This window comes from Prevotella sp. RM4, assembly GCF_000701965.1.
GTDB classification, from domain to species: Bacteria; Bacteroidota; Bacteroidia; order Bacteroidales; family Bacteroidaceae; genus Prevotella; species Prevotella ruminicola.
This window is the reverse complement of sequence record NZ_JNKG01000013.1, coordinates 73,178-93,721: the sequence shown is the minus strand read 5'-3', so window position 1 is coordinate 93,721 and position 20,544 is coordinate 73,178. Positions and strand designations below refer to the sequence as shown.

The window sequence follows — 20,544 nt, the reverse complement described above, 5'->3', positions numbered from 1 at the left end:
GGAGATTATTGCTATCTTTGCGACATGAAATTAGGACAAGTAAGACCAGCCACACAGGCCAACCGCTTTTACACGGGCGATGCAGAAGAGCTTGAGAATGAGGTGGATAGCCTGCTAAAACAGCACAATAGTCAGGTTTACGATAATCTGGCAGCACTCATTGTACCCCATGCTGGCTACTATTTCTCTGGAAATGTGGCAGCATCGGCCTATATGACGATTGATGCCAAGAAAGAATACAAACGCATTTTCTTGTTAGGTCCAAGCCATCACGAATGGCTTAATGGTGCATCGGTAAACACCGAGGCCGACTATTACGCCACACCACTTGGCAATGTAAAAGTGGACCACGAAACAGCTATCGAACTGACTAAGGCTGATAGCATTTTCGCCTATCACCGTTCGGCTCATGCGCAAGAGCATTGTCTGGAGGTGCAACTGCCATTTCTGCAGCGCAAACTGGGCGAAGTGCCCCCAATAGTGCCTATCATCATTTCGACCAACGACTACTACAAACTTAAACGGATGGCCGATGTGCTGAAACCGTATTTTACTGACGAGAATCTGTTTGTAATCAGCAGCGATTTTTCGCATTATCCATCGTACCAAGATGCCTACGAGGTGGATGCAAAAACAGGCAAAGCCATCGAAACAGGCGATGTAGAGGAGTTTATTGCCGCCATCGAAGCCAATGCAAATAGCGGCAAACGCAATCTGGCAACGAGTGCATGCGGTGAATTTGCCATCGTTACGTTAATGCTGATGATGGATAGTAGATACGACGTTAAGCACCTGATGTATCAGAACTCTGGCGATATCGACAATCGCGATCTTAGTCGCGTGGTGGGCTATCATTCGTTCGCCATCCTGCGTAACAACACAAGTTTCGCTCTTTCTGATGACGACAAGAAAGCGCTGAAGGACATCGCTTTTCAAAGCATTAAAGATACCCTTGACGGTAAGCCTATCGCACAGCAACCAATCCGCTCATCCATTCTCAATTCGAAATGCGGAGCCTTTGTATCGCTGCACAAACATGGACGATTGCGTGGTTGTATAGGGCACTTTGGCGAGGATTTTGCTCTACATGAGATTGTGGCCAAGATGGCTCGTGCTGCAGCATTCGAAGACCCACGATTTATGCCCGTTACCAGTGATGAACTTGCTGATATTGACATCGAGATTTCTGTGCTCACACCTATGCGCCGCATACAGAATATCGACGAGTTTGAATTGCATCATCATGGCATCTATATTAAGAAAGGTTATCGTAGCGGCACTTTCCTTCCACAAGTAGCCGATGAGGTGAACTGGACTAAAGAAGAATTCATAGGGCATTGCGCACAAGATAAGGCTGGCATAGGTTGGGATGGATGGCGCGATGCAGAATTGTATGTTTACGAAGCAATAGTTTTCTGATGGAGTGCAGATATTATCATCGATTGGAGGATGGACGAGTGGAATGCGAACTATGTCCGCATCACTGTAAGATAAGCGATGGCCAAACGGGTATCTGCCGCAGTAGACGGAATCATGGCGGCACGCTGGTAAGCGAGGTGTATGCCAAGCCTTGTTCGCTGGCCATCGATCCGATAGAGAAGAAGCCGCTTTACCATTTTCACCCAGGCACTACATGTCTCTCCATAGCTTGTACAGGATGTAACTTCCGTTGCTTAAACTGTCAGAATCACGAGATATCGCAGGTTTCACCACAAGATGTGAACTACTATGAGCTACAACCTAGCGAAGTGGTTGCACTATGCCAAAAGCACCATAGTCCAGGCATCGCCTATACTTACACCGAGCCACTTACCTATATAGAATATATCACTGATACAGCCCGAAAAGCCCACGAAGCCGGACTCTGGAACATATTGGTTACAGCTGGCTATGTTTGCCAGGAACCACTGAGCCATCTGCTACCTTATCTTGATGCCGCCAACGTAGATCTAAAATCGTTTAGCGAAAGTATATACCAGCGTGTGAGTGGCGGCCATCTGCAACCTGTACTCGACACCATTCTGGCTATGCGTGATGCTGGCGTTTGGTTAGAGATAACCAACCTGGTGATTCCAGGCATCAACGACGATATGCAGATGATTAAAGAAATGTGCAAATGGTTGAAAGATAATGGCTTATCCGAAGCACCATTGCACTTCAGCCGATTCTACCCTCGCTATAAAATGCAAGATACCCCACCTACCCCTCGTCAGACACTATATGCAGCCAAGCAGATAGCCGAAGAAGAGGGCATCAAGCATGTGTATTTGGGGAATATTTAGTTATAGAAAGTTAAATTTATCGTTTTTCGATAAGTTTTTATCGTTTTTATTTGGTTGGTATTGATTTAATTTCTACTTTTGCATATCGATAAACGATAAATAAACAAATTAAAACGATAAATACGACTATGAGTACAAGTTTATTTCAGAATGCCAAAAAGAACCCAGTTAGCACAATTCTATTGTTGCTCTTCTTTGGCTATGTAGCCTATTCTATTATTGACGACATCCAGACCATGCGTCGAGCTACAACTGATTACGATTATTGTAAAGCCCTTTGCGACCTGGTTGAGTTTATTGGTAAGACTATCACCTGGTGTGTCTACTTCGTTGTGTGTTACCTTACTTATATACATAAGCAGTACAGCCGCTGGATTCTATGGCTGTATTATCTTGCAGTAGTAGTGTTTATTATTTATTATATATGTGCAGGCAATACGCTCGACTATATTTTCAACCACATTGGAACTGAATACATTGACCGTTTACCATCCATGGCCCGCAGTCTATATGGTGCCCCACTCTATTTCATTGTGTTTAGCTTCATCTTCATGCCTAAACTCATCAAGGACACCATCAAACTTAAGAAGGAACAAGAACTTACTGTATAATCAATAATAAACGATAAATTATATGAAAAAGAAACTGAATATCCTGTGTGTGTTGTTGCTGGTGCTGATGATTGCCAGCTTTGTAATGAGCTGTATAGCTGGTGCAGACGATTTCCACCGAGGCTGGGAGGAAGGTTCCAACAGCCAAGAACCTATGGGCGGCTATGGCATATTGTGTATGTTTACAGTACTCATATGCTTTTTGGTTGGTTTATACGCCATCGCCTGCTTTATCCGTTTTATTCTTTGTGTGAATCAAGGCGAAGTGTTTACATGGGATAATGTATCGCTACTACGCATTGCAGGTTGGTGCAGCATTATTGTGCCTACTGTATTAGCTGCAGTGATGACGCCAGAAACAGATAATCTGATTGAAACCTGGGGAAGTTGTATTACTATCGCAGCCGAGGGTATTTTTATCCTTATTATGGCCGAGGCTTTTGCTATCGGATTAAAGTTGAAAGAGGAACAGGATTTAACGATTTAAGCCTATGGGACAAATAGTAGTAAACTTAGACGTTGAGATGGCCAAACGAAAAATGTCGCTCAGCGAACTGGCAGAGCGCGTAGGTCTGACCCTTGCCAACCTCTCGATACTGAAAACTGGTAAAGCCAAGGCCATCCGCTTCAGCACACTCGAAGCCATCTGCCGCGAGTTAGGTTGCCAGCCAGGCGACATCCTTGAATATAGAGACGAATAATCACAATTTTAATTTAATCAGTATGCTACACCCAATTATCCTCTGGGCCATTCATTTAGCCCTTACCACAATAATCGGCATAGTAACAAGCATCATCAAATGCCTGTAAGGTAAAAAAACGTAAAAACGTTTTTGCATGAACTTAGAATACAGTATGTCACCTGAGTTAATTCAAAACCCCTCGTGAATTAATTCAATACCCTTTTTGAATTAATTCAACGCACAAAAGGAGTTTATAAGCGAAGTAGGAATTGTCAACTATTTTTCTTTTCGGTAACAACGGTGACGATGTAGGCACTAATGAGCACCAAGGCGCCAGCTACGGGCTTATCCCAGGTTATGACATCCTGTCCCAGAAGGATGGCCACAAACGAGGCGATAACGGGTTGCAGGTTGGTATAGATACTTACCGTTGTGGCCTGCAGATACTTCATGGCAAAGGGAATGAGGAAGAAACCTAAGGCTGTGGCCCCAATCACAATAAAGGCCATCTCGGCTACACCATCCCAGCCCCACGCTGGGGTATAGAGGGCATTGGCAGAGAGTTCTGGCCAAGCGATGGGCACGGTAACGATGGCTGAAATAAGGAACACATACTTCATCTGGGTAACGGGGGAATACTTGGAGGCCACATTGCGGGTGATAATGAGATAGATGGCCCAGGTAAGTACACTCAGAATGGCAAGTACGATACCAATAAGATCGTTCTTACCCGACCCCATCGACTGACTCATTAACACCATCAACACAGCACCTGCTATACCCAACAACACACCTATAGATTTCATAGGCGTAATCTTCTCGCCAATGGTGAGTGCCGCACAAAGCATTACCGCAACAGGGGTAAGTGTGGCTATAAGCGAGAAGTAAACCGGGCTGGTATAATCGAGCGACCAGGCAGTAAGGGTTTGTGAAACTACAAATCCAAGCAAACCACCTAACAATATGGTTATCAAGTCCTTACGTTCAACCTTCTCTTTAGGCAAAAAGGCCGCAATCGCCCAAAACACGATACAAGCTCCCAAAGAACGAGAGGCCATATAGCCCATAGGGGTAACCCACTCATCGAGCAACAGTTTGGTTACAGGAACACCTAATCCGAAGATGGTGTTGGCTAAAAAGATAGCGCTATGCGCTTGGAGTTTTTTGTTCATACAATTTGATTCTTTCTTTGATTGACATTTTGGCGTATTGGCGCCATTCAGTGGCCTTGCCATTCGCCAGATAAGTAAGATCGTTCATGTGGCGATAGGCCTCCAGCTCGAAGGGATTCACCAGGTAAGCGCCATGCTTTAGCTGCCGATTGGCAGGCAGGGCCTTGAGCCAGTACCATATATATAATAGGTAGAAGCGCCACCACGAATCGCCACACGACTGGGCTTGGCGCAGATGAATCATCTCGTGGTTCTTCATCTCTTGATGATGACCAAATAGATCGGCCTCAGCTTGCGACGGGGTAAGGATATGACCAAAGAACGTGAGCCCCTCGAACCCCTTCCGCATCCAGAAAGAGTTTACCACAGCAGGCATATCAACCACCCTACTGGGACGAACAGCATGCCACATGATGGGCACCACACGAAACATCATCCACATAATGGCTACAAAGGTAGCAAATTAATTGAAAATTGAAAATTGATAATTGAAAATTTTTCCGATTTCGAGTTTTTTTGTATTTTTGCAAACAAAAATAGATGAATAATGGACGAAATTAAGCGTATTGAACAGCTCCGCAAAGAGCTGCACGAGCATAATTACAAATACTACGTGCTGAGCCAACCTACTATAGGCGACCAGGAGTTCGACTTTATGATGCACGAGCTACAGGATCTGGAGGCTAAGCACCCTGAGATGGCGGACCCAAATTCGCCCACCCAGCGCGTGGGTAGCGACCTGAACGAAGAGTTCCGACAGGTGGAGCATAAATACCCCATGCTATCGCTGGCCAACACCTACAACGAGCAGGATGTGGCCGACTGGTACGAGAGCGTGAAGAAAGGCCTGGCGGGCGAGGATTTTGAGGTGTGCTGCGAAATGAAATACGACGGTCTGTCGATTTCGCTCACCTATGTGGATGGCAAGCTGACACAGGCTGTGACACGTGGCGATGGTGTGCATGGCGACGATGTGACCACGAATGTAAAAACCATACGAAGCATACCTTTGGTACTTACACCACCTGCTGCCGGCGACTTGTTTGCTGCCCCAGCCTACCCTCGCGAATTTGAGATTCGTGGCGAGATTCTGATGCCTTGGAGCGTGTTTGAACGCCTTAACAAGGAGCGCGAAGAGGCCGAGGAGCCCTTGTTCGCCAACCCACGAAACGCAGCAAGCGGCACATTGAAGAGTCAGAAGTCGAGCTTGGTAGCATCGCGCCAGCTGGATGCCTACTTGTATTATCTGCTAGGCGAAGAGCTGCCTGCCGAGGGACACTTTGAGAATCTGGAAGTGGCTCGACAGTGGGGCTTTAAGATCTCGGAGGGTATGAAGAAGGTAAAAACGCTGCAGGAGATTTACGATTTCATAAACTATTGGGACACTGAGCGCAAAAAACTGCCTGTAGCAACAGATGGTATTGTGCTGAAAGTAAACTCTATCCGTCAGCAACGTGCCTTAGGCTTTACAGCCAAGAGTCCACGTTGGGCTATCGCCTATAAGTTCAAGGCCGAGCGTGTTTGCACCCGCCTGAACGAGGTTACCTATCAGGTGGGCCGTACTGGCGCCATCACCCCAGTGGCCAACATGGATCCTGTACAGCTGGCTGGCACAACCGTAAAGCGCGCCACGCTGAACAACGAGGATTTTATCAAGAGTTTCGACCTGCATATTGGCGACTACGTGTATGTAGAGAAAGGTGGTGAGATTATTCCCAAGATAGTGGGTGTGGATATCGATCAGCGCCCCATCATCGCCCAACCGGTAGAGTTCATCAAGCGTTGCCCAGAATGCGGCACGCCTCTGGTGCGCTACGAGGGTGAGGCAGCGTGGTACTGTCCTAACGACTCGGGGTGTCCGCCACAGATTAAGGGTCGTATCGAGCACTTTATTGCCCGCAAGGCCATGAATATCGATTCACTGGGTCCCGAGACGGTGGATGATTACTACCGCCACGGACTGATACATAACATTGCCGACCTGTACGACATTGATGTGCAGCAGATTAATGGCGACGGTAGCAGAACCAAGTCGGCCCAGCGCATTGTAAACGGCATTGCCGCCTCGAAAAAAGTACCTTTCGAGCGCGTGGTATTCGCTCTTGGCATCCGTTTTGTGGGTGAAACATCAGCCAAGCTGTTGGCACGCCATTTTAAGAATATAGATGCGCTGATGAATGCCGGCATCGAGGAGTTGCAAGAGATTGAAGGTATCGGCGAGGTGATGGCCAAGAGTATCATCACCTACTTCCATACCGAGGAAAACCTGAAGATTATCGAACGCCTCAGAAATTACGGTTTGCAGATGGAACTGGCAACGCAGAACTCTCAACTATCCACTAAGCTTGAGGGGCAAAGCATCGTGATCAGTGGTGTGTTCGCGCAGCACAGTCGCGATGAGTATAAGGCCATCATCGAGCAGAATGGTGGTAAGAACGTGGGCAGCATCAGCAGCAAAACATCGTTTATCTTAGCCGGCGAGAACATGGGCCCATCAAAACTGCAGAAAGCAGAGAAATTAGGCATCAGAATCGTAAGCGAAGAGGAATTTTTGGAGATGATAGGTTAATCTTCATCCCAATAAGAGATTGTGCGTGTCTGGACGACTTCCATCGTCTGGGCACGCTGTCCTTTTAACCAGTTGGTGATGTGGAGATTCGTTTTAGTCCAGTTGTCGTTATCGTCGCGTTCCTGTATATCGTATTTCATCGTAACGCTCATGATGCACTCGTTGGTCTTGTCAAAAGCTTTCTGACTCTGCTGAACCATCTCGCCATCATCGTTCCACTTGTATTCGGTAACCAGTTTCAAACCTGAAACTGTGTTTGTCTGAATTGTGCGCTTCAGATTACCCTCGTCGTTATACTCGTAGGCAATCAACTTTTTCTCGCCCCCATCGGTGGTAGCTGCTGAGATCAGATAGCCCACCTGATTATACTTTCGATCAGTGAGTTCAGTTGACTCAATCTTACCCATCTCATCGAAATGCTCAATGGGGTTCTCCGCCACAGGATTCTCAGTGATCACCTCCTGCACAAAGCCCTTCAGTCCCATGTTCGACACATCTTTATAATAAGGTGCCATATTCAGGTAATAGTAGCTGATGGAGTGCGCCCCATTCTCGTGGAGCGTCACACTCTGACGGATATAGCCGTATTCAGTCAGGATATAGAGCGAACCATCGCCTTTGGCCTTAAAGTTTCCCCATTCGCGCTGCAGCTTACCCAGCAGATACTTCTGATTACGCTCGTAAAGTTCGCGGGTGCGATAAGGACCACAGGTTACAGTAGCCTCACTGAGCAGTTTAGTTTTTTCGTTTACCGTTACCTCAAGGCGAGCATCCTTAATACCATAAAAGTCGCCCGTAAAATGATAGGTACCCTCCTCTGCTTCTTCGTCATCAACAGGTACAAAACCTATACTTTTAAGTGTAGGTACGAATGCCGAATCGGTACCCTCTAAAGGAGCATCCATCATGGTGATACACTTAGGATCGTAGATAGCCTGACACCAAGCCATCTGCACCACCATCAGTACGAAAACAAGCAATCCAAACTTTTTCATTACGTGTGCAAAAGTAAGTAGAAAAAGCGAAAACGCCAAATAATCAGTAAAATTTAACAAGATATCAATCTTTTTTATTACCTTTGCACCCATGAAAAAGGGACTGGTATTAGAAGGAGGCGCTATGCGCGGGCTGTTTACGGCAGGCATCATCGATGTGATGATGGAGGCCAGGATTGAGCCCGACGGACTGATTGGCGTTTCGGCCGGTGCTGCCTTCGGCTGCAATTATAAGAGTCGCCAGATAGGGCGCGCCATACGCTATAACAAGGCGTTTGCCCACGACAGCAGATTCTGTTCGTGGCAGTCGCTGCTGAAATCGGGCAATCTCTACAATGCCGAGTTCGGCTACCATGTGATCCCTACCAAATATGACGTGTTTGACAATGCGGCCTACGATGCCAACCCCATGGAGTTCATCGCCGTTTGTACGGATGTCGAGACGGGTAAGGCGGTATATAAGAGTCTGCCGAAGGTGACACCCACCACCTACGACTGGATTCGCGCCTCGGCCTCGATGCCACTGGTGTCGAAGGTGGTTGAGTTGGAAGGCATGAAGGTGCTGGATGGCGGTGTGGCCGACTCGATACCACTAGAGTATTTTGAAAGCATCGGCTACGAAAAGAATCTGGTGATACTCACCCAGCCCGATGGCTACGTGAAGGAGCACAACAAGCTGATGCCGCTGATGCGCATAGCGCTGAGAAAATATCCCAAGATGATTGAGGCTATGGACAAGCGACACGTGATGTACAACCAGCAGTTGGCATATGTTTATCAGGCTGAGAGTACTGGCCGCGCGCTGGTTATCCGTCCCGACGAGAAACTACCCATCGGTCATATTTCGCATAACCCCGACGAAATGCAGCGTGTTTACGATATTGGCCGCAAAACAGGCATGAAATACATAGAACGAATTAAAGCATTTTTTAAATGAGAATTGATATTATAACCGTACTGCCAGAGATGTTGGAAGGCTTTGTACACGAGTCGATCCTGGCAAGAGCAGAAAAGAAAGGATTAGCCGAAATCCGTTTACACAACCTGAGAGACTACACTCTGGATAAATGGCGCCGCGTGGATGATTACCCATACGGCGGCAGCGCAGGCATGGTGATGCAGTGCGAGCCTATCGATCGTTGTATTACAGCCCTGAAGGCTGAACGCGATTATGATGAAGTAATTTTTACATCGCCAGATGGTGAGCGTTTCGACCAGCACATGGCCAACGACCTCTCCATGAAGGGCAACCTGATCATATTGGCCGGCCACTATAAAGGTATCGACCAGCGTATTCGTGAACACCTGATTACCAAGGAGATTTCGATTGGCGACTTTGTGCTGACGGGTGGTGAGCTGGTGGCAGCCATGATTGCCGATGCCATTGTAAGAGTGGTGCCTGGCGTGATTGGCGACGAGCAGAGTGCACTCTCCGACTGCTTCCAGGATGATATTCTGGCAGCACCTATCTACACCCGCCCTGCCGACTACAAAGGTTGGAAGGTGCCCGATATCCTGCTGAGCGGCAACGAGGCCAAGATACGCGAGTGGGAATTTGAAAAAGCCATGGAGCGCACACGCCGTCTCCGTCCCGACTTACTAAAAGAGAAATAAAAAAATGGTGCTCGACTTGAGCACCATTTTTATTTATTTTGCGAATTTCTCACTCTGTTGGCGGATAAGCTCTGCATCGTTGAAGTAGTCGATACGCATGGCCTTGCGAACCTCGTCCATCGTCTGGGCGCCTACCTCGCGGGCCTGCTCGGTACCTTTCTTCAGAATATTGTAAATCTCTGGGATATCCTTCTCAAACTCTGCACGACGCAGGCGCATTGGCTCCAGGAACTGGTTGAGCACCTGATTCAGGAACTTCTTGCACTTCATGTCGCCCAGACCGCCACGACGGTAGTGATCCTTCAGCTCGTCGAGATTCTGATACTCAGGCAGGAAGTTGGCAAAATCCTCATCGGTAGAGAAAGCGTCGAGATAAGTAAACACAGCGTTGCCCTCTACGTGACCAGGATCGTTCAGGTTTACATGCTCAGGGTCGGTGTACATAGAGCGAACCTTCTGCCATACATCATCGGCAGTATCCGAGAGGTAGATGCAGTTGCCAAGGCTCTTCGACATTTTCTCCTTACCATCAGTACCAGGCAAGCGGCGTGCAGTCAGGTTCTCAGGCAGCATGATGTTAGGCTCAACCAATACAGGTGCATAAATCTGATTGAAACGGCGAACCAACTCGCGAGTTACCTCGAGCATAGGCTCCTGGTCCTCACCTGCAGGAACGGTGGTAGCCTTGAACAGTGTGATATCGGCAGCCTGTGATACAGGGTAGCAGAAGAATCCGAGAGGAATACTCTCGCCCTCGAAACCACGCATTTTTACCTCGGTCTTAACAGTTGGGTTGCGCTGTACACGACTAACCGAAACCAGGTTCATCAGATAGGTGGTAAGCTCGGCCAGCTCAGGAATCTGACTCTGGATAAAGAGCGTACACTTCTCAGGATCGAGACCTGCAGCCAGGTAGTCGAGCGCTACCTCGATGATATTCTGACGAATTTTCTCAGGATTATCAGCATTATCAGTCAGAGCCTGCACATCGGCCATAAACACAAACATGCGATCAAAATCGCCCTGATTCTGCAATTGAACACGACGACGGAGTGAACCGACATAGTGTCCAAGGTGAAGTTTACCAGTGGGACGGTCGCCCGTCAAAATTACTTTTCCCATATGTCTTTTAGTCTTATTTTTCTAATTTTGCGTGCAAAGGTACGAAATAAATTCTACTAATCTGCATAATTATTGTAAAAAATAGGAGTAAAGGGATGGCTTTTTGATAAATAATGTGTATCTTTGCCGACAAATTGATAAAATTAAACGTATTTTCCACAAATGTTTAGCATAGATACTTATATTAAGAGACGCGAAGAACTGAAGAAACTCGTAGGCGAAGGAGTTGTTATTCTGTTTGGAAACAACGATGCACCGGTTAATTATCCGGCCAACGCTTATGCTCCTATGCGACAGGATTCTTCATTTCTTTACTACTTCGGACAGCACCGCGACGGACTAGTAGGTGTGATTGATATCGACAACAACGAAGAGATGATTTTTGGCGACGATATCGACGTAGAGGATATCGTATGGATGGGCTTTACACCATCGGTAGCCGATCTGGCTGCTGAGGTTGGTGTAAAGAAGACCGCTCCTATGAAGGAACTGGCTACATATATCCATCACCTCTCACCAAATACCAAATATCACTTCCTGCCCCCATACCGTTTCGATACCAAGATACAGATTATGGACCTGCTGGGCATTCATCCCAACCAGCAGAAGGAGCAGGCCTCGCTGCAGCTGATTAAGGCTGTAGTAAAAATGCGCGCCACCAAGGAGCCACAGGAGATTGAGGCTATTGAGCGTGCCTGCGAGGTGGGCTATATGATGCATACCACAGCCCAGAAGCTGATTCGTCCAGGTGTAACCGAGCGTTATATCGGCGGACAGGTGGACGGTATCGCCCGCAGTCTGGCTCAGGGTACCAGCTTTGCAACTATCTTCAGCCAGCATGGCGAGATTATGCACGGCAACCCATCGGATGCTAAACTGGAAGCTGGCCGACTGGCTCTTTGCGATGCAGGATGCGAACTGGACGACTATTGCTCGGATCACACCCGCACCATGCCTGTTAACGGTAAGTTCAGTCAGCGCCAGCTGGAAATCTACTCGATTGTAGAGGCTTGTCACGATTATGCAATCGAGGTGGCTAAACCAGGCGTAAAATATATGGATGTACACTTTGCAGTATGCCGACTGATGACTGAGCGCCTGAAGGAGCTCGGCCTGATGAAGGGTGATACCGACGAGGCTGTTCGTGCCGGTGCCCATGCCATGTTCCTACCTCACGGACTGGGACACATGATGGGTATGGATGTACACGATATGGAAGGACTGGGCCAGATTTACGTAGGCTTTGACGAAGAGACACGTCCTAACCTGGAGCAGTTTGGTACCAACTGTCTGCGTATGGGTCGCAAGCTTGAAGAGGGCTTTGTGATTACCGACGAGCCTGGTATCTACTTTATTCCGCAGCTCATCGACGAGTGGAAAGCCAGCGGACACTGCAAGGAATTCCTGAACTTCGACAAGCTCGAGACCTACAAGGACTTTGGTGGTATCCGTATCGAGGACGACATCCTGATTACCAAGGACGGTTGCCGATTCCTGGGCAAAAACAGAATTCCTTATCACCCCAAGGATGTTGAGGAGTTTATGGCAATGAATAATCAATAAATTAAAAATAAAAAACAAAATGAAGAAAATGACAACACTCGCACTCGTGGCTATCATGGCCTTGAGTGCTTCGGCAGCCAAGAAAAAGGCGCCCGCAAAGGATGCGAACAAACCCGTGTTCACAACCATCAAGGAGAACCCTATCACTAGCATTAAGGACCAGAACCGTTCGGGTACGTGCTGGGACTACTCTACCCTCTCTTTCTTTGAGGCTGAGATTCTGAAGGCAACAGGTAAGAGCTACGACCTCGACGAGTCGTTCGTAGCCAACAAGACCTACATGGATCGTGCCATTCAGGTGGTTCGTTTCCATGGCGATTGCCAGTTCTCTCAGGGTGGAAGTGCTGAGGACGTGCTCCACACACTGAAGACCCACGGTATCGTGCCACAGGGCATCATGCCTTTCCCAGGCTCACTCTATGGCGACTCACTCAACAACTTCAACGAGTTCTTTGGTCAGATGGAGCCATACGTTGCAGCTATTGCAAAGAGCAGCGCTCGCAAGATTTCTAACCAGTGGAAGGTTGGATTGCAGGGTATCCTGGATGCTTATCTGGGTAAGTGCCCTGAGAAGTTCACCTTCGAGGGTAAGGAGTACACTCCAAAGAGCTTCATGGCTTCGTTAGGTATCAACCTCGACGATTATGTTAGCATTACCAGCTATACTCACCACCCCTTCTACTCTACTTTCGCTGTAGAGGTACAGGACAACTGGCGTTTCCCACAGAGCTACAACCTGCCTATGGACGAGATGATGCGCGTAATCGACAACGCTGTTGAGAACGGTTACACCATCGCATGGGGCGGCGACGTATCAGAAGAGGGATTCACACGTAACGGTCTGGCTTATGCCGTTGACGGTAAGGCTGCTCAGAGCCTCGCTGGTAGCGATATGGCTCGCTGGCTGAACCTGGCTCAGGACAAGAAACGTAACATCATCGACTCACTGGGTTGCAAGGTGCCTGAGGTTAAGCCTACACAGGAGATGCGCCAGGAGCGTTTCGACAACTGGGAGCTGACCGACGACCACGGTATGCTGATTTACGGTGTTGCCAAGGATCAGAATGGTAAGGAGTATTATCTGGTGAAGAACTCTTGGGGCGAGACTGGTGCCTACAAGGGAATCTGGTATATGACAAAGGATTACATCGCTCTGAACACGATGGACTTCCTGATTAATAAGAATGCTATTCCTGCCGACATACGTAAAAAGTTAGGTATCTAATGCATTTTAAGTGGAATTACCAACCACCTACATCAGAACAACAGACGGCGGCTAAGGAGCTTGGTGAGAAAATCGGCATGAGTCCGATACTCGCCAATCTCCTTATCCAGCGAGGCATCAAAACGGAGAGCGCTGCCAAGCGCTTCTTCCGTCCGATGCTCAACGAGCTGATAGATCCGTTCCTGATGAACGACATGGATGTAGCGGTAGACAGGCTCAACGATGCGATGGGGCGCAAAGAGCGTATCATGGTCTACGGCGACTACGATGTCGATGGATGTACGGCGGTAGCCTTGGTGTACAAATTCCTGCAGCAGTTCTATTCTAACATCGAATATTATATCCCCGACCGCTATGAAGAGGGATACGGTATCAGCAAGAAAGGACTACATTATGCTGCAGAAAAAGGCATCAAGCTCATCATTGTACTGGATTGCGGTATCAAGGCCATCGAAGAGATTGCCTATGCCAAGAGTCTGGGCATAGATTTCATCATTTGCGACCACCACGTGCCCGATGATGAGTTGCCCAATGCTGTCGCAATACTCAACCCCAAGCGCGAAGATTCCACCTACCCATTCAAAGACCTGTGTGGATGCGGTGTAGGTTTTAAATTTATGCAGGCATTTGCCAAGAACAATGGCATCCCATTCTCGCGACTGATACCTCTGCTCGATTTCTGTGCTGTAAGTATTGCAGCTGATATCGTGCCTATCATGGGCGAGAACCGTATTCTGGCCTACCACGGACTGAAACAGCTGAACCAGAGCCCGTCGGTGGGCTTAAAGGCTATTATTGATATCTGTGGCTTGACCGGTCGCGAAATCACCATGAGTGATATCGTATTCAAGATTGGACCACGTATCAATGCATCAGGACGTATGCAGAATGGTACCGAGGCTGTCGACCTGCTAGTTGAGAAAGACCTGAACAAGGCGCTGGCCGAGGCTAACCATATCAATGAGTATAATGAGCAGCGTAAGGATGTTGACAAGCAGATGACCGAAGAGGCCAACCAGATTGTAGAAAAGCTGGAGAGCCAGAAGCACCACGCCAGTATCGTACTTTACGACGAGAACTGGAAAAAGGGTGTTATCGGCATTGTGGCTTCGCGACTCACTGAGCTTTACTACCGCCCCACGGTAGTACTCACCAAGTTCAACGGCATTGCTACAGGTTCGGCCCGCAGTGTGGCTGGCTACGATGTGTACGATGCCATCAAGAGCTGTCGCGACTTGCTCGAGAACTTTGGCGGTCACACCTATGCTGTAGGTCTTTCGCTCAAGATCGAGAACATCCCTGAGTTCCGCAGCCGTTTCCAGAAATATGTCATGGAGCACATTCAGCCTGAACAGACTGAGGCTACACTCGATATCGATGCGGTTATCGACTTTAAGGATGTTACCAAGCGTCTGCACAACGATCTGAAGAAGTTTGCACCTCACGGTCCCGATAATCCCAAACCATTGTTCTGTACACGCAATGTTTACGATTACGGCACCTCGAAGGTAGTGGGCCGCCAGCAGGAGCACATCAAACTCGAGCTGGTTGATTCAAAGTCGAGCAACGTGCTCAATGGCATTGCCTTCGGACAGAGTGCATCGGCACGCTACATTAAATCAAAGCGTTCGTTCGATATTGTCTACACGATCGAAGATAATATCTACAAGCGCACCGAAGTGCAGCTGCAGATTGAAGATATTCAGCCTTCTGAGGAATAATTAATCATTTGACAATTGACAATTGATAATTATAGGGAGATTCTCCATCGCTACTGGGGCTACGATGATTTCCGCGGTATTCAGCGCGAAATCATCGAGTCTATCGGTAGTGGCCACGATACATTAGGACTGATGCCTACAGGTGGTGGTAAATCCATTACCTTCCAGGTGCCAGCTTTGGCACACGAGGGTACTTGCATTGTGATTACCCCGCTGATAGCCCTGATGAAGGACCAGGTTGAGAATCTGCGCCGCAGAGGGATTAAAGCAGCCGCTATCTACAGCGGACTAACCCACGAAGAAATCATTGTAACACTCGAAAACGCCATCTTTGGCGCCATCAAGCTACTCTACGTTTCACCTGAGCGACTCTCATCCGACTTATTCCAAACCAAGCTCCGCCACATGAAGGTGAGCTTTATTACGGTCGACGAAGCCCACTGTATTTCGCAATGGGGTTACGATTTCCGTCCCTCATACCTGCAGATAGCCCAGATACGCAAACTGGTGCCTGGCGTGCCCGTATTGGCACTTACCGCCACAGCCACGCCACAAGTGGTTGACGATATCCAAGCAAAATTGACGGGTGATTTCAACGTGTTCAAGATGAGCTTTGAACGCAAGAATCTGGCTTATGTGGTAAGGCATGCTGAGGATAAGACTGAACAACTGATACACATTCTGAAACACGTGAAGGGCTCGGCTATTGTGTATGCCCGCAGTCGCCTGCGCACTAAGGAGTTTTCGCAGATTATCAGCGAGGCCGGCATCACATCCACATTCTATCATGCAGGCCTTGATGCCAGCACGAAAGATGAGCGACAGCGCGAGTGGCAGGAAAACAAGTATCGTGTAATGGTGGCCACCAACGCCTTTGGCATGGGTATCGACAAGCCCGATGTACGCGTGGTGATACATATGGATTGTCCGGATAGTATCGAGGCCTATTTCCAAGAGGCAGGGCGTGCTGGTCGCGATGGTTTCAAGGCGTATGCTGTGCTGCTGTATAACCGTCACGACGAAACCAAACTGAAAAAACGCATTACCGACACCTTCCCTGATAAGGATTACATCCGCCAGGTTTATGAGCATCTGGCCTATTATTATCAGATAGGTGTGGGCTCGGGTTATAACCATACGTTCGAGTTTAATATCGATAAGTTCTGCCACAACTTCAACCACTTCCCTATCCGTGTTGATTCGGCCCTCAAGATTCTGCAGCGCGCAGGCTATCTGGAATATACCGAAGAGCAGGACAACAAGGCACGTGTTATGTTTACCGTGAGCCGTAACGACCTGTATCGATTGGAAAACAACAGTCCGAACGAAGAGGCTATCATCACGGCCCTGCTGCGCAACTACGGCGGCCTGTTTACCGATTACAATTTTATCGACGAGGCCTTCCTGGCGCAGGCCACCAACTTAAAGCCACAGCAGGTTTACCTGATACTCAAGAGTTTGTCGCAACGACATATCCTGCACTTTATACCACAGAAGAAGACACCTTACATACGCTACACCCAGCGACGCGAGGATAAGGAGTTTATACAGCTGATGCCTGAGGTGTACGAAGAGCGCAAAGTACAGTTCGGAGCACATATTCAGGCTATGATTCGCTACGCTACCAACGATAAGGTGTGCCGTAGCCGACAACTGTTACGCTATTTTGGCGAGGAGAACGATCATAATTGCGAGCAGTGCGATGTATGTCTGGCTCATCGCGCAGAGGGCATGGTGGTTGAAGCCCGCCTAAATGCGGCTGCCCAGAAAATCCTGCAGTTGCTGGATGATGGCAAACCCCACTTTATTACCGAATTAAAAAGCATCGAGCTGCCCGTAAGCGAACTCGATGCTGCAATTGAATATCTCACAGACGAAGAATATATCATCCGACTGGAGGATGGTTGTATCGCAAAGTCTTAAATCAGAAATCCAACTTAAGCTGACGATCGTCTTCCTTATCATGCTCGTGACAGTAGCTACTGCCATCAAAGCAGTGTGTGCACACGCGGCACTTGTCCATACCAATGCTCTTAACCAGATCCTCGAGCTTAGCAAACTTCAGCGAGGTAAGGCCCAGACGCTTGGCAATCTCATCTACCATACGCTTGTACTCAGGCGAGTCGGTGGTAGCATACTTCTCCAGGTTCTTCTTATCGTCGCCCTCAAAGTCCTTGATGATACGGCGTGTAATCAACTCCATATCGCTCTTTGACGAGGTAAAGCCGATGAATGGACAACCATAAACCAATGGAGGACAAGAGATACGGCAGTGCACCTCTTTAGCGCCATACTCAAAGAAAGTCTTTACGTTATCCTTGAGCTGTGTACCACGTACGATAGAGTCGTCGCAGAATACCACGCGCTGATCCTTCAGCAAAGCTGGGTTAGGTATCAGTTTCATCTTAGCCACCAGCGAACGGCGCTCCTGGTTGCCAGGAGTAAACGAACGGGGCCAGGTTGGTGTGTACTTCAGCACGGCACGCTTGTAAGGTACACCCTTACCCTCTGCATAACCGAGCGCCATACCGACACCCGAATCGGGCACACCGCAAACGCAGTCAACCTCAGTCTCATCCTTCTCACCCATCATCTTACCATTGGTCTCACGTACGTTTTCTACGTTGATACCATTATAATCTGATGCGGGGAAACCATAGTAAACCCAAAGGAACGAGCAGATCTGCTCACGTTTCCAAGGCTCCTGCAGTACCTCCAGCTTATCGGCAGTAAGGAATACTATCTCGCCAGGACCAAGGTCACGAACACGCTTATAGTCGAGATTGGGGAAACTGGTAGTCTCACTACTTACGGCATAGGCGCCATCCTTCTGTCCGATAACGATAGGTGTGCGGCCCAGGAAGTCGCGGGCAGCAATAATACCCTTCTCGGTCAGAATCAGCATCGAGCACGATCCCTCAATCTTTTTGTACACCAGGTTGATACCTTCAACAAATGTGCGACCCATATTAATAAGCAGGGCCACCAGCTCTGTCTGGTTGATGGTATTGGCCGAGTACTCGCTAAAGTGCATGCGGCGATCCAGTAGTTCTTGTGCTATCTCTTCCAGGTTGTTAATCTTCGCTACGGTAACTACGGCATAGCGGCCTAAGTGTGAGTTAACGAGTATGGGTTGTGGGTCGGTATCGCTAATTACGCCAATACCCTGTTTTCCTGAAAACGAGTCGAGTTCATCCTCAAACTTAGAACGGAAGTAATCACGCTCCAGGTTATGGATTTTACGACTAAAACCTTTCTCCTCATCGAATGTTACCAGTCCTGCACGCTTGGTACCCAGGTGCGAATTATAATCGGTGCCGTAGAACAAATCGTTTACACAGCACTTTGTGGAAATGGTTCCAAAAAATCCACCCATACCTATTAATTAAAATAATACAGGAACGAAGCGATACCCTCGAGTGCGGGTTTGCGCTGTCCCTCGATTTCAATTCTGAACTCAATCTCTGCCTTACAGATACCACGCAGGTTCTGAATGTTGTGCAACTTGGTTACCAAACGTACCTTTGAGCCTGTGATGACAGGCTGTCCGAATCGCATCTTGTCCATACCGTAGTTAACCAGCATCTTGATGTTGTTCACCTCGATAATCTGGTCCCACATATAAGGCAACAGCGACAAGGTCAGATAGCCATGAGCAATGGTGCTCTGATACTGACTCTCCTTCTTGGCGCGCTCCACGTCAACGTGAATCCACTGATGGTCCAGTGTAGCGTCGGCAAAAAGATTAATACGGTCTTGGTCTACTTGCAGCCAGTCAGAAGCGCCGAGCTCCTCACCCAAGTGGGCTGCGAATTCATCGTACGAATTAATTACTAATTTTCCCATATCATATTTAAAAATGAATCACGGGGATGCGTGTGCACCCCCGTGATTGTAGTGTTATACGTCTTGGTTCTCAGGACGCAGCTTACGTACGGTCTCGCCAGCACGCCACATTTCCTGATTACGCATAGCCTCCAACTCTTTCTCCAGTCCAGCGCGGTAGTCGGGTTTCGAGTTAGCGTCGATGGTAATCTGTGCCTCGTTACCCGTCTGTACCGAGTAGTACAACCACTCCATAACGGGCTTGATAGCATCGTGGAATCGTGGAGCCCAGTCGAGCGCACCGCGCTGTGCGGTGGTCGAGCAGTTAGCATACATCCAGTCCATACCCTTAGCACCGAAGAGAGGGCCAAGGCTCTGGGTCAATTCCTCTACAGTCTCATTGAAAGCCTCTGAGGGAGAGTGTCCGTGCTCACGCAGTACCTCGTACTGAGCCAGCAGCAGTCCCTGAATGGCACCCATCAACGAACCACGCTCACCAGTCAAGTCTGATGTAGCCTCGCGCTCGAAGGTGGTCTCAAACATATATCCGGCACCGATACCGATACCAAAGGCCAGAGTCTTCTCCTTAGCCTTACCAGTAGCATCCTGATAAACAGCATACGAGCAGTTCAAACCACGACCCTCGCAGAACATAGTGCGCAGGCTGGTACCACTACCCTTAGGTGCAACCATAATTACGTCAACATCCTTTGGAGGAACTACACCTGTACGATCGCTCCAGTTGATGGCGAAACCGTGGCTGTAATAAAGAGTCTTGCCAGGCTTCAGATACTGTTTGATGGTGGGCCACTGCTGAATCTGACCAGCATCAGAGAGCAGCATGCAAAGGATAGTACCCTTCTCAGCGGCTTCCTCGATAGAGAACAGAGTCTCGCCAGGAACCCAACCGTCGGCCACAGCCTTGTCGTAGGTCTTGCCTGGGCGCTGACCCACAATCACATTAAATCCGTTATCACGCAGGTTGCAGGCCTGACCTGGTCCCTGAACGCCATAACCGATTACAGCGATGGTCTCATTTTTCAATACTTCACGTGCTTTCTCAAGTGAGAACTCTTTGCTGGTGACAACAGTTTCTGTTACGCCACCGAAATTCATTTGTGCCATATAGCTTTAAATTTTTACTCGGCTCGCCAATAAGCTT

At 48.4% G+C, this 20,544-nt stretch carries 19 protein-coding genes; 12 read left to right on the top strand and 7 right to left on the bottom strand.

The features are described from left to right. Window positions 1–24: 24 nt before the first annotated feature. The 5 genes from amrB (at window position 25) to T499_RS0112440 (ending at window position 3,594) form a co-directional block, all read left to right on the top strand. Entirely contained in the window at window positions 25–1,419 is a 1,395-nt protein-coding gene (amrB, locus tag T499_RS0112460; RefSeq protein ID WP_028912385.1) for an AmmeMemoRadiSam system protein B, read from the top strand. After that, window positions 1,419–2,282 carry an AmmeMemoRadiSam system radical SAM enzyme gene (gene amrS, locus T499_RS0112455; protein WP_052173723.1) on the top strand — a complete coding sequence of 288 codons (864 nt, stop codon included), beginning with the start codon at window positions 1,419–1,421 and terminating at the stop codon, window positions 2,280–2,282. Before amrB ends, amrS begins: the two co-directional genes overlap by 1 nt. Window positions 2,283–2,410: 128 nt before the next feature. Beyond that, a complete protein-coding gene (locus T499_RS0112450) occupies window positions 2,411–2,893 on the top strand; it encodes a hypothetical protein (protein ID WP_157054613.1) in 483 nt (160 codons plus the stop codon). A gap of 22 nt (window positions 2,894–2,915) precedes the next feature. After that, on the top strand, window positions 2,916–3,380 hold the full coding sequence (locus T499_RS0112445) for a DUF2975 domain-containing protein (protein WP_033151244.1): 465 nt from the start codon (window positions 2,916–2,918) through the stop codon (window positions 3,378–3,380). Window positions 3,381–3,384: 4 nt separating this feature from the next. Beyond that, window positions 3,385–3,594 carry a helix-turn-helix domain-containing protein gene (locus tag T499_RS0112440; protein ID WP_013065331.1) on the top strand — a complete coding sequence of 70 codons (210 nt, stop codon included), beginning with the start codon at window positions 3,385–3,387 and terminating at the stop codon, window positions 3,592–3,594. A 254-nt stretch (window positions 3,595–3,848) separates the two neighbouring features. Here T499_RS0112440 and T499_RS0112435 read toward each other — a convergent pair whose 3' ends face one another. Both T499_RS0112435 and T499_RS14335 read right to left on the bottom strand, forming a co-directional pair. Then, window positions 3,849–4,748 (bottom strand): DMT family transporter, encoded by a 900-nt coding sequence (locus T499_RS0112435; RefSeq protein ID WP_033151243.1) that lies wholly within the window; start codon window positions 4,746–4,748, stop codon window positions 3,849–3,851. Then, window positions 4,723–5,190, bottom strand: coding sequence for a hypothetical protein (locus T499_RS14335; protein WP_052173721.1), 468 nt, complete (start codon window positions 5,188–5,190; stop codon window positions 4,723–4,725). The genes T499_RS0112435 and T499_RS14335 overlap by 26 nt, the downstream gene beginning before the upstream one ends. A 105-nt stretch (window positions 5,191–5,295) precedes the next feature. Between T499_RS14335 and ligA the strand changes: the two genes are divergently transcribed. Beyond that, window positions 5,296–7,317 carry an NAD-dependent DNA ligase LigA gene (gene ligA / locus T499_RS0112425; RefSeq protein ID WP_033151242.1) on the top strand — a complete coding sequence of 674 codons (2,022 nt, stop codon included), beginning with the start codon at window positions 5,296–5,298 and terminating at the stop codon, window positions 7,315–7,317. Here ligA and T499_RS0112420 read toward each other — a convergent pair. After that, a complete protein-coding gene (locus T499_RS0112420) occupies window positions 7,314–8,312 on the bottom strand; it encodes a hypothetical protein (protein ID WP_033151241.1) in 999 nt (332 codons plus the stop codon). The genes ligA and T499_RS0112420 overlap by 4 nt on opposite strands. A 91-nt stretch (window positions 8,313–8,403) precedes the next feature. Between T499_RS0112420 and T499_RS0112415 the strand changes: the two genes are divergently transcribed. Both T499_RS0112415 and trmD read left to right on the top strand, forming a co-directional pair. Then, window positions 8,404–9,249 (top strand): patatin-like phospholipase family protein, encoded by an 846-nt coding sequence (locus T499_RS0112415; RefSeq protein WP_033151240.1) that lies wholly within the window; start codon window positions 8,404–8,406, stop codon window positions 9,247–9,249. Further along, window positions 9,246–9,926, top strand: coding sequence for a tRNA (guanosine(37)-N1)-methyltransferase TrmD (gene trmD, locus T499_RS0112410; RefSeq protein WP_033151239.1), 681 nt, complete (start codon window positions 9,246–9,248; stop codon window positions 9,924–9,926). Before T499_RS0112415 ends, trmD begins: the two co-directional genes overlap by 4 nt. Before the next feature lie 33 nt (window positions 9,927–9,959). On the opposite strand, the gene trpS is transcribed toward trmD, so the two are convergent. Then, window positions 9,960–11,048 carry a tryptophan--tRNA ligase gene (gene trpS / locus T499_RS0112405; protein ID WP_033151238.1) on the bottom strand — a complete coding sequence of 363 codons (1,089 nt, stop codon included), beginning with the start codon at window positions 11,046–11,048 and terminating at the stop codon, window positions 9,960–9,962. A gap of 162 nt (window positions 11,049–11,210) precedes the next feature. On the opposite strand from trpS, the gene T499_RS0112400 reads away from it, so the two are divergent. Genes T499_RS0112400 through T499_RS0112385 form a run of 4 tightly spaced genes read left to right on the top strand, consistent with a single transcriptional unit; the run spans window position 11,211 to window position 17,480 of the window. Beyond that, entirely contained in the window at window positions 11,211–12,611 is a 1,401-nt protein-coding gene (locus tag T499_RS0112400; protein WP_033151237.1) for an aminopeptidase P family protein, read from the top strand. Window positions 12,612–12,630: 19 nt separating this feature from the next. Next, on the top strand, window positions 12,631–13,836 hold the full coding sequence (locus tag T499_RS0112395) for a C1 family peptidase (RefSeq protein ID WP_033151236.1): 1,206 nt from the start codon (window positions 12,631–12,633) through the stop codon (window positions 13,834–13,836). After that, window positions 13,836–15,557 carry a single-stranded-DNA-specific exonuclease RecJ gene (recJ, locus tag T499_RS0112390; RefSeq protein ID WP_013063106.1) on the top strand — a complete coding sequence of 574 codons (1,722 nt, stop codon included), beginning with the start codon at window positions 13,836–13,838 and terminating at the stop codon, window positions 15,555–15,557. Before T499_RS0112395 ends, recJ begins: the two co-directional genes overlap by 1 nt. A 15-nt stretch (window positions 15,558–15,572) precedes the next feature. Continuing rightward, window positions 15,573–17,480 carry a RecQ family ATP-dependent DNA helicase gene (locus T499_RS0112385; protein WP_033151235.1) on the top strand — a complete coding sequence of 636 codons (1,908 nt, stop codon included), beginning with the start codon at window positions 15,573–15,575 and terminating at the stop codon, window positions 17,478–17,480. Between the two features lies 1 nt (window position 17,481). Here the strand turns inward: T499_RS0112385 and T499_RS0112380 are convergent, their stop codons facing one another. From T499_RS0112380 to ilvC, 3 genes are read right to left on the bottom strand one after another with little or no spacing between them, the layout of a single operon-like run. Beyond that, window positions 17,482–18,933 (bottom strand): amidophosphoribosyltransferase, encoded by a 1,452-nt coding sequence (locus T499_RS0112380; RefSeq protein ID WP_033151234.1) that lies wholly within the window; start codon window positions 18,931–18,933, stop codon window positions 17,482–17,484. 5 nt (window positions 18,934–18,938) lie between these two features. Further along, complete coding sequence (locus T499_RS0112375) at window positions 18,939–19,403, bottom strand: MaoC family dehydratase (RefSeq protein ID WP_013065248.1); 465 nt, start codon at window positions 19,401–19,403, stop codon at window positions 18,939–18,941. A 54-nt stretch (window positions 19,404–19,457) separates the two neighbouring features. After that, the gene (gene ilvC, locus T499_RS0112370; protein WP_033151233.1) at window positions 19,458–20,507 is read right to left on the bottom strand and encodes a ketol-acid reductoisomerase; all 1,050 of its coding nucleotides are present in this window, start codon (window positions 20,505–20,507) and stop codon (window positions 19,458–19,460) included. Between the last annotated feature and the right edge of the window lie 37 nt (window positions 20,508–20,544).